We start from the raw sequence: 14,136 nt of genomic DNA on the forward strand, positions 1-14,136 counted from the left end.
TTATTTTGCAAAAATATACCTAAAAATATTAAATCTATGGAAAAATAATAAACAAGCCTTGCTTCTTACCTTAAATAATGCTACAAAATTCAGAAAATAACTTCAAAATCATTAGAAATGCAAGAAAAAGAATTATCTAATCATTTTTTAGAAGCACAAGAAAAGTCTAAGGAAGACGATTCTCCGTTCTTTGATGTAAAATATATTTGTCAAGCAAGTTTATTAATTACGGATTCTATCCGAAAAGGGCATGATGTAACTCAATTGTCCAATGGTGATATTAATGTTACAGAAGTAAGAATAGTAAATGTTCATTATAATTGGAACTCCGAAAAAGGAAAATTTGTTAAAACTAATCAGATAGAATTTAATAATAGCAAAGGCCGCTGATTAAATCAAATACTGTATACTCGTTTAATTTGAAAAATTGGCTGCGTCGTCCTATAAGTACTGTGGCGCTCACGTATTTAAGTATACGCTCCGCTCCTCGTCTTATGGACTCTTGCTCTTTTCCAAATTAAACTTCGTCTACTTAATTCATTATACTTGGAGTATATTGTTATTGTCAAAAAGCATATTATCTTAAAACAGCAGCTTAAATATGGAATTTGATCAATTATTATTATCGAGGATTCAGTTTGCTTTTACCATAAGTTTTCATATAATATTTCCTGCTTTTACTATAGGGCTTGCAAGCTTTTTAGCGGTAATTGAAGGGTTATGGTTAAAAACAAAAAAGCCGGTTTATCAAGAAATATATAAATTTTGGGTGAAGATTTTTGCCGTTACTTTCGGTATGGGAGTAGTTTCGGGCGTTGTAATGTCTTATCAATTCGGTACTAATTGGTCTAATTTTTCAGATAAGGTTGGAAATGTCCTTGGTCCGCTTCTCGGTTTTGAAGTATTTACTGCCTTTTTCCTCGAATCTTCTTTTTTAGGTATAATGTTATTCGGCTTTAATAAAGTCAGTAAAAAAGTACATTTTATTTCTACGTTAATAGTTGCTGCTGGTACTGTAATCTCAGCTTTTTGGATACTTGCAGCTGGTAGCTGGATGCATACGCCTGCTGGTTTTGAACTGCGAGGCGATGGGTTCTTTTTCCCTTTAAATTGGCTAGAAATTATCTTTAACCCTTCTTTCCCATATCGTTTTTTCCATATGATTACGGCGGCTTATTTAACTACTTCTTTTGTTATCGGTGGTGTAGCTAGCTTTTATTTACTAAATAATCGTTATAAAGAGCACGCTAAAATTATGCTTTTTATGGCGGTGTTAATGGCGTTAATCGTTGCTCCTATTCAAATATTTATCGGCGATTTGCATGGTTTAAATACTCTTAAATATCAGCCGGTTAAAGTTTCGGCTATGGAAGGTATTTGGAATACGGAAAAAGGAGCGGCTTTTAATCTTATCGGCTTTCCTGATGGGGAAGAAGAAAAAACAAAATATGCTGTGGAAATACCTTATGCTAGTAGTTTAATTTTAACGCATAGCTTAGACGGTGAAGTGAAAGGGTTAAAAGAATGGACAAAAGAAGAGCGTCCGCCGGTGCTAGTCGTATTTTTCAGCTTCCGTATTATGATAGGAATCGGTTTCTTAATGGTATTTACAGGTATTGCGGGGTTATATCTTTACTTGAAGAAAAGATTATATGCTACGAAATGGTTTCAATATTGGTATATATTAATGTCACCTTCAGGTTTTATTGCAGTACTTGCTGGTTGGTTCGTAACCGAGGTAGGTAGACAACCTTATATAGTATATAATATTTTAAAAACCGCAGATACGGTATCACCGGTACTCGGCAAATATGTATTTATCTCTCTAATTGCTTTTGTAGTAGTATATGTGATCATTTTCGGAGCGGGTATATATTATATAATGCATTTAATAAAGAAAGGTATAGAAGCGATAGATAATAAAGAAACGTACGGAGAGATTGGATTAAGTAATCGGTTGTGATTTATGTCATTCCCATGTGGACCTGTAAAACCAACTGTGTCACCCCGTGGCTTGACCACGGGACCCATAAAAACAACAAAAAATACTAATAATTTTAGTATTTTAACTGGATCCCGTGGTCAAGCCACAGGATGACAGAGGTGAAATTGATCCACGCAACAATGTCATGCGGGGATGGCATAAAATATTTAAACACATAAAGATAATATATGTTAAACTTTGCACCTTATATAGATTTACCGCTTGTTTGGGGTGGTCTTATAGCTACCGCTATTTGTTTATATGTTTTATTGGACGGTTTTGATTTAGGAGTAGGAATCTTATTTCCGTTTGCACCTACTGATGATTGCCGTCATAAAATGATCAATTCTATTGCTCCTTTTTGGGACGGTAACGAAACTTGGTTAGTACTTGGCGGCGGCGGTTTATTTGCAGCTTTCCCGCTGGCATATTCGCTATTAATGCCGGCTTTATATATTCCTATTACATTGATGTTACTTGGCTTAATCTTTCGAGGCGTAGCTTTTGAATTCCGTTTTAAGGCTCATGTAGGTCATCGTTATATTTGGGATTACGCCTTTCATTTTGGCTCTATGCTTGCTGTTTTTTGTCAAGGTTTAATGCTTGGTACGTTTGTCCAAGGAATAGAGATAGAAGGACGAGAATTTGCAGGAGGGAGCTTTGATTTTCTTACTCCCTTCTCCGTTATGACGGGGATAGCATTAATATTCGGGTATGCACTCTTGGGTGCTACTTGGCTTATTCTGAAAACAGAAAAGAAAACACAAGATTGGGCTTATAAATCTGCTTTATATATTTTATTTTACGTTGCACTTTTTATGGGACTTGTGAGCTTATGGGTTCCTTTCTTAAATAACCACATAAATCATCGTTGGTTTAGTGTACCTAATATTTACTATTTATCGATTGTACCTATTGTAACTGCTTTAATATTTATTAAGTTAATTAAAGCCGTTAAGCAAAAAAAAGAAGTAAAGCCGTTTATTTATACGATCTTGTTATTTTTATTAGGATATTTAGGGCTTGCAATAAGTATATGGCCATATATCGTTCCTTATAAAGTTACGCTCGAAACCGCAGCAGCAGCACCGGAGTCACAGTCTTTACTGTTAATAGGGGCTGGGATATTCCTGCCTGTCATACTTGGATATACTTTCTATTGTTATTATATATTCCGTGGCAAATCATCTCATCATCCGATATATTAAAAAAATAACCTCTTGTCTAAAAGGGTGGCAATGGTTCATTATTCTATGGCTCAGCGGATTATTATCCACGCTACTTTTAACTTATATAGTTAAGCTGGTGTTTAGGGCGATAGGGTAAAATTATTGTTAGTACAGTGCAGTAATGTCGTTCCTAGCTAAAATAGGTCTTGTTGCATGGTTTGAGAAAAGTGTTCGATGTCATTCCTGTGAAAGCAGGAATCCATAATAAAGCGAGATAGAATGAACTTTTAATTTTAAAAAATTGCTGTATTTATATTTTTTTGGATTCCTGCTTTTGTAGGAATGACATCGGATATATGCAATGACATTTAAAGTATAGATATATGGAAAAAATCTCAGCATTTATTATTACCAAAAATGAAGCGGCAAGAATAGCACGAGCTATAAATAGCGTAAAAAATATTGTTGATGAAGTTATAGTAGTCGATAGCGAAAGCACAGATGATACGGTAGCAATCGCTGAACAATTAGGAGCAAAGGTAATAGTAAAACCGTGGCTTGGCTATGTAGGGCAGAAATCTTTTGCCGAAAGCCTTTGCGTAAATGATTGGATTCTTAATATTGATGCCGATGAGGAGTTGTCTAAAGAGTTACAAGACGAAATAGAGTATATTTTTGCCTCTCATAATCAAGATCGTTATTTGGCTTATCAAATAAAGCTGTTAATAATGCATCGTAATGACCAAAAGCCACGAATGTTTGCTCCGTTTAATAAATGTACTCGGTTGTATAATAAAAAATTTGCAAGCTTTGCAAATACATTAAATAGTACTACTCATGATTCGGTGGTATTTAACAAAGATGTTGATTTTGCAGGTAAAATTTATCTATTAAATGGAGCTACCTATCATTATTCCGGTACTTCAATTGAGCAGCTAGTGGCTAAAGCAAATTTTTACTCTAGCGAGCAAGCAAAAGATCTAGTTGGGCAAGGAAAAAAACTTTCAAATTTTCGTTTAACAACTGAAATGATATGGTGGTTTTTTAAAGCGTTTTTTATCAGGCGCTATTTTGTATTCGGTTTTGGCGGTTTTGTAGATTCAATGATTTTTACCTTTGCAAGATTTCTAAGGCTTGCAAAATTAAGAGAGTCGTCGCTTAAATCAAAAAACGTCATTGCGAGCGACTGTAAGGAGCGTGGTAATCTCATGAAATAATAAACAAACTTCTGAGATTGCTTCGTCGATGTTTTGCATCTCCTCGTAATGACGATTTAAAAAATAAAGTAACTTATGAAAGCAAATTTTAACGTTAGTAAATTAAAAAACGGCTTAACGGTTTTGACGTATAATATGCCTTATGTTAATTCGGCAGCAATAAATTTAATTGTTAAAGTCGGAAGCCGTTATGAAAATCCTGAAGAAGAGGGCATTTCTCATTTTCTTGAGCATATGGCTTTTAAAGGTACAACAACAAGAACGGCAAAACAAATAGCCGAAGAATTTGACGAGATAGGAGGTCATTTTAACGCTTATACAGGTCATGAAAAAACAATATATTATGCACGAGTATTATCCGAAAATTGTGATAAAGCACTTAATATACTTAGCGATATAATACACAATTCTATCTTTGCTGAAGAAGAGATAGCAAAAGAATATCAGGTAATATTACAGGAAATAGCCCAAGCCCATGATAATCCGGATGATTTAATATATGAGAAGTTTTATAGCAGTGTTTATAAGGACCAGCCGCTCGGTAAACCGATTCTTGGAACAAGCAAAACATTATCTAGTTTTACTAAAGAGCATTTTTTGAGTTTTATAGATAAACATTATAACGCTGGAAATTTGTATTTATCGGTTGCCGGTAATGTTGATCACGATAAAATAGTAAGTAGTGCAGAGCGATTGTTTTCCTCTTTAAAGCAAGGAGAAAAAAGTAATTTTCTTCCTGCAAAATATATAGGAGGTAATAGCTTTATCAATAAGGATTTGGAGCAGACTACTTTAATCCTTGGTTTTGAAGGAACGCCTTATATTAACTTAGAAAGGCTTTACCGAACTCAGTTACTTGCTATAATATTCGGAGGTGGTATGTCTTCACGTTTATTTCAGCATATTCGTGAAAAATTAGGTCTTGCATATGCGGTAGGTAGTTATAATAGTACATATTCTGATAGTGGGGTATTTACTATTTATGCAAGTACAGCACATGATAAATTAGAGTTATTATACAAAGAGCTTAAAACCGAAATAACCAAGATGACTGAGAAAGTTAATGAAGAAGAGATGATTAGAGCTAAAACGCAACTACGAAGTAATTTGTTGATGGCACAAGAAAAAGTAGCTTATAAATCAGAAGAAATTGGTAAAAACTATGCAGCTTTCGGTAAATATATTCCTCCTGAAGAGATTATGGAAATTATAATGAATATAAAAGCAGGTGACATTATTAATACGGCGAGTAAAATATTTAGTAGTATTACTACATCGGCAATTATCGGTCCGAATGATCTTCGAGGGTTTTGATGTTATGTTTGGATACCGTCATTGCGAGGAAAAATTGAAAATTTTGACGAAGCAATCTCAGGAGTTTGTTATTATCTCATGAGATTGCCACGTCGCTTCGCTCCTCGCAATGACGATTTGGCGTCCACGCGAGGAGACCTTGTTGCGTAGATATAAAAAAAGTAGCTGCGAACTAAGAAAAGTAGTAAATTGACAAAAAACTTAACCACAAGTGTGTATGTCAAAGCTACAAAAAGTTTGCAACTGGAAAGAATATAACAGAAGTTTAAAGAAAAGAGGAACAATAATTTTCACATTTTGTGAAGAATATTTAAAAGAGTTATATTATGGAGGGGAACAGAGGCAAGGAGGAGCGAGAAGATATAATAGCAAGATGTATGAATATTTGCTAACAATTAAGCTGTTATTAAGATTGCCATGGCGAGCAACAAGCGGATTTGCAGAAGGAATGTTTAGCAAAATATTTGCGGGTAAGGATTTAAGAATACCGGATTATATGTAATAGTTGAGATTTAATCTTACATTTAGTAAAATTAAGATAATATTAAATGGAGGATTAGAGATGAATCTAAATCAAAAAATAATAAAGCCAAAAATAGGATTACTAGAATTAGCTAGGAGTCTTGGTAGTATATCGTCAGCATATAAAGCTATGGGTTACAGTAGAGACAGTTATTATAGGTTTAAAGAGTTATATGAAACAGGAGGAGAAGAAGCATTATATGAGATTAGTCGGAAGAAGCCAATTATAGCGAATAGAGTTGATCCTGCCGTAGAGAGAGCAGTATTAGATATGGCAATAGAATACCCCGCTTATGGTCAGCTGCGAGTATCAAATGAGCTTAAAAAGACTGGTATTCTTGTATCACCTGGAGGAGTTAGATCTATTTGGCTACGTAATGATTTAAATAATATCAATAAAAGACTTAAAGCATTAGAAGCCAAAATGGCTCAGGATGGTATTGTTCTTACCGAAGCTCAGTTACAAGTATTAGAGAAACGGCGTAGCGAGAAAGAAGCTCATGGTGAGATTGATACACAGCATCCAGGTTATCTAGGATGCCAAGACACATATTATGTAGGTAATTTTAAAGGCATAGGCAAGGTATATTCTCAAGTGTTTATTGATAGTTACACTCGGGTTGCAGAGGCTAAACTATATACTGATAAAACAGCACTTACCGCTGCTGACATGCTTAATGATAGAGTGTTACCATGGTATGAGAGTCAGCAAATACCAGTACTTCGTATTTTAACTGATAGAGGTGGTGAGTATAAAGGTAATATAGAACATCATGCTTTTGAATTGTTCTTAAGCATTGAGGGTATTGAGCATACTACTACTAAAGCATATTCTCCTCAAACAAATGGTATGTGTGAACGTTTTAATAAAACTATGAAACAAGAATTCTTTGATACTGCTATGCGTAAAAAGATCTATACTGATCTTGATGATCTACAACTAGATCTTGATATTTGGCTAGAATATTATAATAATGAAAGACCGCATTCCGGTAAATATTGCTATGGAAAAACACCTATGCAGACTTTTATGGATAGTAAAAAGTTAGCTGTTGAAAAGAATAACGAAATCTTATATCTTGAATACTCATCTGACAGTCATAACTTATCAGACATTCAGATATAATTTTTATAATGTCTGTAAGATTAAATCTTGACTTCTACATCATCAAAGGTCAAGGGTTGAATCGTTTATGTTTAGGTTGAAGCGAACGTTTGGCTTTAACTTACAACAAAAAACAGAGAAAGGAAGAAAAAACGAAGTAATTACTAAGATAAATATATTAAATGAAATGATTGCCCTTGGGAAAGCTCAATATAGCTTTTAGAATTATATAAAATTTAATTATTTTTATACTCTAAGCGCTATATTGACTTTTTTTAATCTCCACGCAACAACGCCTTGCGAGGGAATGACGGAAAAATTGGTCCACGTCACAATGCCCGCTTGCAATGACGATGAAAATGAATTTTGAGAAAATAACAAATGAAAACACAACTTTACAAAGGTTCAAGTAAAATTTTATATTCCGCCGAAGAAGATTTTTTACTTATAATGGCCTTTTCCGATAATGTTACCTTAGAAAGCGGTGAAATTATTGAGGTCTCAGGCAAGGGGGTACTTAATAATAATATTTCTTCCTTTCTAATGGATAAACTGGAAATGAACGGCATTGAAAATCATTTTATTGAAAAAATAAATATGAGGGAGCAATTAATTCAATATGTTGAGATTTTTCCGGTACAAGTAATAATATCATCGGTAGCGTGCGGTAGATTTGTAAAAGAATTCGGTATGGACGAAGGGTATGTATTTGATAAACCGATCATTGATTTTAAGGTCCGAAGTCGTGAATTTAAATATCCGATAGTTAATGAGTATCAAATATTAAGTTTCGGCTGGTTAACTAGGGATGAAGTTAAAGCGGTAAAAGAGCAGGCTTTGCGTATATATGATTTTCTAAGCGGCTTATTTATCGGAATCGGGATTCGGCTTGTTGAATGTAAATTAGAATTTGGGCGTGTGTTTAACGGTGAAGAATCTATCATTATGTTAACTGATGAAATTAGTCCGGATAATTGTAGGTTATGGCATATTAACAGTAATGAAAAATTGGGATTTGAATTGCTTGAAAACGAGCCTCATAAAGCTTTTGAATCATATCAGCTAATAGCTGATCGTTTAAAAGAAAAATAAATATATTTTTAAAGCGATATATGCTATTTTGGATCTGAAAAACACTACGATGTCATACCGATTTTGTTGCACGGTTCGGTTTCATCGTCATTCCTGCAAGACCTTGTTGCGTAGATATAAAAAAAGTAGCTGCGAACTAAGAAAAGTAGTAAATTGACAAAAAACTTAACCACAAGTGTGTATGTCAAAGCTACAAAAAGTTTGCAACTGGAAAGAATATAACAGAAGTTTAAAGAAAAGAGGAACAATAATTTTCACATTTTGTGAAGAATATTTAAAAGAGTTATATTATGGAGGGGAACAGAGGCAAGGAGGAGCGGTAATCCTCCCATTTTTAATCGCAATAGAGAGTAGAGAGTTAAGTTGCGAGAGCTAATTTTTGTATTGGTGTTATACCGCCAATAGCCATATTAGGTCTTTCGTTATTATAAGACCAAAGCCATTGAGTTGAGTGTAGAAGTCAAGATTTAATCTTACAGACATTATAAAAATTATATCTGAATGTCTGATAAGTTATGACTGTCAGATGAGTATTCAAGATATAAGATTTCGTTATTCTTTTCAACAGCTAACTTTTTACTATCCATAAAAGTCTGCATAGGTGTTTTTCCATAGCAATATTTACCGGAATGCGGTCTTTCATTATTATAATATTCTAGCCAAATATCAAGATCTAGTTGTAGATCATCAAGATCAGTATAGATCTTTTTACGCATAGCAGTATCAAAGAATTCTTGTTTCATAGTTTTATTAAAACGTTCACACATACCATTTGTTTGAGGAGAATATGCTTTAGTAGTAGTATGCTCAATACCCTCAATGCTTAAGAACAATTCAAAAGCATGATGTTCTATATTACCTTTATACTCACCACCTCTATCAGTTAAAATACGAAGTACTGGTATTTGCTGACTCTCATACCATGGTAACACTCTATCATTAAGCATGTCAGCAGCGGTAAGTGCTGTTTTATCAGTATATAGTTTAGCCTCTGCAACCCGAGTGTAACTATCAATAAACACTTGAGAATATACCTTGCCTATGCCTTTAAAATTACCTACATAATATGTGTCTTGGCATCCTAGATAACCTGGATGCTGTGTATCAATCTCACCATGAGCTTCTTTCTCGCTACGCCGTTTCTCTAATACTTGTAACTGAGCTTCGGTAAGAACAATACCATCCTGAGCCATTTTGGCTTCTAATGCTTTAAGTCTTTTATTGATATTATTTAAATCATTACGTAGCCAAATAGATCTAACTCCTCCAGGTGATACAAGAATACCAGTCTTTTTAAGCTCATTTGATACTCGCAGCTGACCATAAGCGGGGTATTCTATTGCCATATCTAATACTGCTCTCTCTACGGCAGGATCAACTCTATTCGCTATAATTGGCTTCTTCCGACTAATCTCATATAATGCTTCTTCTCCTCCTGTTTCATATAACTCTTTAAACCTATAATAACTGTCTCTACTGTAACCCATAGCTTTACATGCTGACGATATACTACCAAGACTCCTAGCTAATTCTAGTAATCCTATTTTTGGCTTTATTATTTTTTGATTTAGATTCATCTCTAATCCTCCATTTAATATTATCTTAATTTTACTAAATGTAAGATTAAATCTCAACTATTACAAACCAAATAAATACTGATTTAACCAATCATATCTTACAGTTCTATTATATCTTTCAATATATGCATTTTGCTGAGGCATGTCTGGCTGAATGAATAATAACTTGATATTCTTTTCTTTTGCCCACTTGCTCAATAATTTACTGATATATTCAGGTCCATTATCACAACGTATAGATTTTGGCTTACCTCGCCATTCTATAATTTGATCTAGTGACCTGATAACTCTTCCTGCTGACAATAAAAAATCAGTCTCAGTACCAAGGCTCTCTCTATTAAAGTCATCAATCACATTAAATAAACGATATTTCCTACCATTCTCTAAACTATCGTGCATAAAATCCATGGACCAGCAATCATTTATTGTTTTAGACACTATAAGCTTTTTAGGCTTTGCTCTAAGTAATCTCTTCTTAGGCTTTATTCTCATATTAAGGGCTAGCTCCTTATATATCCTGTATACACGTTTATGATTCCAACCAAAACCTTTGATATTACGTAAATATAAAAAGCAGAGGCCAAGGCCTCAGTTCTTTTGATCACCTACTAAACGCATTAGCTGGCCTGCTATAATATCATCCTCAGATGATAGCTTCCTTTTATATCTATAGCATGTTTCGCTGACACCAAAGATCTTGCATGCACTCCTTATAGAAATATCTTTTTCTCCAGATATTATTTTAGCCATCTCCCGCCTTTGAGATGGCTTCCTAACTTTTTTTCAAGTACTTCCTTTAATATATCAGCTCTTAGCCTTTCCTCAGCATACATCTTTTTAAGCCGTGCATTTTCCGATTCTAACTCCTTTAATTTAGTAATCATCGGTAAAGCCATACCACCATACTTTGATCTCCATTTATAAAATGTCGCTGATGGTATTTTGTGCTCTCTCAGTATAGACGCTACAGGCATCCCACCGCTCGCTTGCTTTAAGATAGACATGATTTGGCTATCACTGTGCTTTGATATTGTCATTTATAGAATCTCCTCCTTTGTTTCTAGAAAATTCTACTCCTTTTGTCGATTGTTTTTGGGGGGTGCCCAAAGTCTTTTTTCTCTGAAAAATCATCAGAAAGTTTTTGCAGTTTTTTATACACTTGAAGTGAAAAAACTTTATTATGAAAAGGTAGAATCTTTTTCTCTATCTCAGTTTCTTCCAACTTAAGTTGTAGATATTCGGCAGGCTTAGCAACAGACGCTTTAAGGCCGTCTTGAAATTTTTCTTAACATTTTTAGTTGAAGAATATGTTTTATTAGTGGAATATTCACCCATAGCTATTTTATATTTAAGTTTAGCTGCTTTTAATCTTGCTTCTTCAACAGGTAAATCAGGAAAACGACCTAGTTTGACCCTTTTATATTCATCTTTTACCATTTGGGCTAGGTAAAAAGTTTTACTGCCGCCGTAAGATACTATAAGTACCAATCCTTTTTCTTTAGTATCTTTGTAAAGGGCTCTTTTTTCTCTAGCGGGTTCGATTTTTAAAAGATTATTTTTAGTAAAATTAAAACACAATGGTTGTTTTCTCATTTTTATGCTTCCTATATGCTGTCATTGATTTATAATTAATAACTTAAACCAGCATAATATGCAAGTGTAAAATTACACAAAAAGTTGAAATACTATAAATATAAAACTATTTACTCATAGTGCATATATTTTTTAAAAATTTTATAAATGTTAACGCTGATAATAACGTTATTTAAAGCAACATACTTTTCAATAGAAGCAAAAATATCACATCTATAAATTTTTAAAATTGCCTACCTTAATCCTTTTAAATAGATTATTATTATACTATAATCCTTAAAATTATGAGTTTTTAAAAAACAAGTTAGAATAAAAATGATAAATATTTCTTTTCCCGATGGGAGCGTAAAACAGTTTGAGTCGAATATTACGGCTTTTGAAGTAGCAAATGCAATTTCAATGTCGCTTGCTAAAGCAGCAATGGTTGCTGAAATAAACGGTGCGCTTAAAGACTTAAGTACCGTAATTGAAAGTGATTGCAAGCTCCGTATTTTAACCGCAAAAGATCCTGAATGTCTTGAGATAATAAGGCATGATGCAGCACATTTAACAGCAGAAGCAGTAAAGGAATTATTTCCTGAAACTCAAGTAACCATCGGTCCTGCAATTGAAAACGGTTATTACTACGATTTTGCTCGTGATAAGCCTTTTACCACTGTAGATTTAGCCGCTATAGAAGCTAAAATGCAAGAACTTTCAAAGAAGAACGAGAAAGTAACAAGAGAGCTATGGGATAGGGATAAAGCCGTTGAGTTTTTTAAATCGATAGAGGAGCGTTATAAAGCTGAAATTATTGCAGGGGTTCCGGCAGGTGAACCGATTACTTTATACAGGCAGGGTAGTTTTATTGATTTATGCCGAGGTCCGCATGCTCCCTCTACAGGTTTTGTTAAGCATTTTAAGTTGATGAAAGTTGCGGGAGCTTATTGGCGAGGTGATAGTCGTAATGAGATGTTGCAGCGTATATACGGCACTGCCTGGGCTACGAAAGAGCAGCTAGATAATTACCTCTTTATGCTTGAAGAAACCGAGAAACGTGATCATAGAAAGCTAGGGCGTGAGCTTGATTTATTCCACTTTCAAGAAGAAGCTCAAGGTATGGTATTTTGGCATGATAAAGGCTGGAGTATATATAATACTATTGAGCAGTATATAAGAAGAAAGATTCGTAAAAACGGTTATACAGAGGTTAAGACTCCTGTTTTAGTCGATAAAAGCCTTTGGGAGCTTTCCGGGCACTGGGAAAAGTTCCGCGAAGATATGTTTGCGTTAGAAACAGACGACAAGATTCTTGCTTTGAAGCCGATGAATTGTCCTTGCCACGTGCAGATTTTCAAGCAAGGTATCAAGAGCTATCGTGATTTGCCGCTTCGTATGTCGGAGTTTGGTTTATGTCATCGTAATGAGGCGTCCGGTGCTTTGCACGGTTTAATGAGAGTACGGAGTTTAGTGCAAGATGATGCCCATATATTTTGTGCGGAGGAGCAAATTACTGATGAAACGGTTAGTTTCTGTAAGCTACTTACTGAAGTTTATAAAGATTTCGGCTTCACCGATATAAAGGTAAAATTCTCTGATCGTCCCGAAATTAGAGCAGGTAGTGATGAAGTTTGGGATAAGGCTGAGAATGCTTTGAAAGAAGCAGTAGAAAAGGCCGGTTTTACTTATACTCTAAACCTAGGCGAAGGCGCTTTTTACGGTCCGAAGCTTGAGTTTATTTTAACCGATGCGATAGGGCGTCAATGGCAATGCGGTACGCTTCAGATGGATTTTGTTTTGCCGGAGCGACTCGATGCTAGCTATATTGCAGCAAGCGGTGAGAAAAAAAGACCGGTAATGCTCCATAGGGCAATACTCGGCTCGCTTGAGCGTTTTATCGGTATATTGATTGAAGAATATGCCGGGCGTTTTCCTATTTGGCTTGCTCCTATACAAGTCGCTATTGCAACAATCACAAGCGATTTAAACGATTACGCTTTAGAAGTGCAAAAAGCTTTAATTGATAATGGCGTAAGAACGGATATTAACATCTCACCTGATAAAATTAACTATAAAATTCATGAGTTTTCTAATCAAAAAATACCTATAATTGCCGTAATCGGTAAGCAGGAAAAAGAAAATAAACAAGTAACGATAAGAAGACTCGGAACTACCGAGCAGGAAGTATTATCGATAGAGCAGTTAATAGCGTTAATTAAGAAAGAGAATGAGAAGTATTTGTAGATTTTAAATCTAAAATGTGATATAAAATAATGATAATATGTATCATAGGGATATGATATCCCAGTTAGGAAAAATCCCAAGGAGCTTATATGAGAACTATTATTAATATAGCTGGTTCGCAAATTAAAATTCTAGATCAACTATCCAAGAAAAAAATATCAAGAGATAAAATTATTGGGCAAGCTTTAACTAGTTACATTGCTAGTAATGATCACAATAATAAAGCATTTGAAAACGCTTTTGGACTTTGGAAAGATAAAAATCTAGATAGCTTAGAATATCAGACTAAATTACGTAATGAGTGGAACGAAGTAATTGTTTACTGTAAATGAAGTGTAGA

General features: G+C 34.4%; 14 protein-coding genes and 2 pseudogenes. 12 read left to right on the forward strand and 4 right to left on the reverse strand.

Annotated elements, in window-relative coordinates:
* Positions 1 to 117 precede the first annotated feature (117 nt).
* The 5 genes from AC0ODJ_RS03450 (at position 118) to AC0ODJ_RS03470 (ending at position 5,684) form a co-directional block, all read left to right on the forward strand.
* Positions 118 to 390 (forward strand): DUF2671 domain-containing protein, encoded by a 273-nt coding sequence (locus AC0ODJ_RS03450; protein WP_218460183.1) that lies wholly within the window; start codon positions 118 to 120, stop codon positions 388 to 390.
* 211 nt (positions 391 to 601) lie between these two features.
* On the forward strand, positions 602 to 1,963 hold the full coding sequence (locus AC0ODJ_RS03455) for a cytochrome ubiquinol oxidase subunit I (RefSeq protein WP_218460184.1): 1,362 nt from the start codon (positions 602 to 604) through the stop codon (positions 1,961 to 1,963).
* A gap of 209 nt (positions 1,964 to 2,172) precedes the next feature.
* Positions 2,173 to 3,192, forward strand: coding sequence for a cytochrome d ubiquinol oxidase subunit II (cydB, locus tag AC0ODJ_RS03460; RefSeq protein WP_218460185.1), 1,020 nt, complete (start codon positions 2,173 to 2,175; stop codon positions 3,190 to 3,192).
* Between the two features lie 344 nt (positions 3,193 to 3,536).
* Complete coding sequence (locus AC0ODJ_RS03465) at positions 3,537 to 4,370, forward strand: glycosyltransferase family 2 protein (RefSeq protein WP_218460186.1); 834 nt, start codon at positions 3,537 to 3,539, stop codon at positions 4,368 to 4,370.
* A gap of 75 nt (positions 4,371 to 4,445) precedes the next feature.
* Positions 4,446 to 5,684 (forward strand): M16 family metallopeptidase, encoded by a 1,239-nt coding sequence (locus tag AC0ODJ_RS03470; protein WP_218460187.1) that lies wholly within the window; start codon positions 4,446 to 4,448, stop codon positions 5,682 to 5,684.
* Between the two features lie 13 nt (positions 5,685 to 5,697).
* Here AC0ODJ_RS03470 and AC0ODJ_RS03475 read toward each other — a convergent pair.
* Positions 5,698 to 5,838: pseudogene (locus tag AC0ODJ_RS03475) on the reverse strand (polysaccharide polymerase); the annotation flags it as partial.
* 63 nt (positions 5,839 to 5,901) lie between these two features.
* Here AC0ODJ_RS03475 and AC0ODJ_RS03480 point away from each other — a divergent pair.
* The 5 genes from AC0ODJ_RS03480 to AC0ODJ_RS03500 all read left to right on the forward strand — a co-directional run bounded on the left by AC0ODJ_RS03480 (position 5,902) and on the right by AC0ODJ_RS03500 (position 8,779).
* Positions 5,902 to 6,186 carry a transposase gene (locus AC0ODJ_RS03480; RefSeq protein ID WP_474465038.1) on the forward strand — a complete coding sequence of 95 codons (285 nt, stop codon included), beginning with the start codon at positions 5,902 to 5,904 and terminating at the stop codon, positions 6,184 to 6,186.
* A gap of 60 nt (positions 6,187 to 6,246) precedes the next feature.
* Positions 6,247 to 7,332 carry an IS481 family transposase gene (locus tag AC0ODJ_RS03485; protein WP_121834048.1) on the forward strand — a complete coding sequence of 362 codons (1,086 nt, stop codon included), beginning with the start codon at positions 6,247 to 6,249 and terminating at the stop codon, positions 7,330 to 7,332.
* Positions 7,333 to 7,399: 67 nt separating this feature from the next.
* Positions 7,400 to 7,534 (forward strand): hypothetical protein, encoded by a 135-nt coding sequence (locus tag AC0ODJ_RS03490; RefSeq protein ID WP_474465039.1) that lies wholly within the window; start codon positions 7,400 to 7,402, stop codon positions 7,532 to 7,534.
* 158 nt (positions 7,535 to 7,692) lie between these two features.
* Positions 7,693 to 8,403 (forward strand): phosphoribosylaminoimidazolesuccinocarboxamide synthase, encoded by a 711-nt coding sequence (locus AC0ODJ_RS03495; protein WP_218459858.1) that lies wholly within the window; start codon positions 7,693 to 7,695, stop codon positions 8,401 to 8,403.
* A 181-nt stretch (positions 8,404 to 8,584) separates the two neighbouring features.
* Positions 8,585 to 8,779, forward strand: a complete 195-nt coding sequence (locus AC0ODJ_RS03500; protein WP_474465040.1) for a hypothetical protein — start codon at positions 8,585 to 8,587, stop codon at positions 8,777 to 8,779.
* Positions 8,780 to 8,894: 115 nt separating this feature from the next.
* On the opposite strand, the gene AC0ODJ_RS03505 is transcribed toward AC0ODJ_RS03500, so the two are convergent.
* The 3 genes and pseudogenes from AC0ODJ_RS03505 to AC0ODJ_RS03515 all read right to left on the reverse strand — a co-directional run bounded on the left by AC0ODJ_RS03505 (position 8,895) and on the right by AC0ODJ_RS03515 (position 11,573).
* Complete coding sequence (locus AC0ODJ_RS03505) at positions 8,895 to 9,980, reverse strand: IS481 family transposase (RefSeq protein ID WP_127896995.1); 1,086 nt, start codon at positions 9,978 to 9,980, stop codon at positions 8,895 to 8,897.
* Between the two features lie 69 nt (positions 9,981 to 10,049).
* Positions 10,050 to 11,017 (reverse strand): annotated as a pseudogene (locus AC0ODJ_RS03510) (IS3 family transposase); the annotation flags it as partial.
* Between the two features lie 166 nt (positions 11,018 to 11,183).
* Positions 11,184 to 11,573 (reverse strand): Arm DNA-binding domain-containing protein, encoded by a 390-nt coding sequence (locus AC0ODJ_RS03515; RefSeq protein ID WP_474465042.1) that lies wholly within the window; start codon positions 11,571 to 11,573, stop codon positions 11,184 to 11,186.
* Positions 11,574 to 11,888: 315 nt separating this feature from the next.
* Between AC0ODJ_RS03515 and thrS the strand changes: the two genes are divergently transcribed.
* Positions 11,889 to 13,796, forward strand: coding sequence for a threonine--tRNA ligase (thrS, locus tag AC0ODJ_RS03520; protein ID WP_218460032.1), 1,908 nt, complete (start codon positions 11,889 to 11,891; stop codon positions 13,794 to 13,796).
* A gap of 89 nt (positions 13,797 to 13,885) precedes the next feature.
* Entirely contained in the window at positions 13,886 to 14,128 is a 243-nt protein-coding gene (locus tag AC0ODJ_RS03525) for a hypothetical protein (protein WP_474465043.1), read from the forward strand.
* The last annotated feature ends 8 nt before the right edge of the window (positions 14,129 to 14,136 follow it).

This window comes from Rickettsia senegalensis (assembly GCF_056135685.1).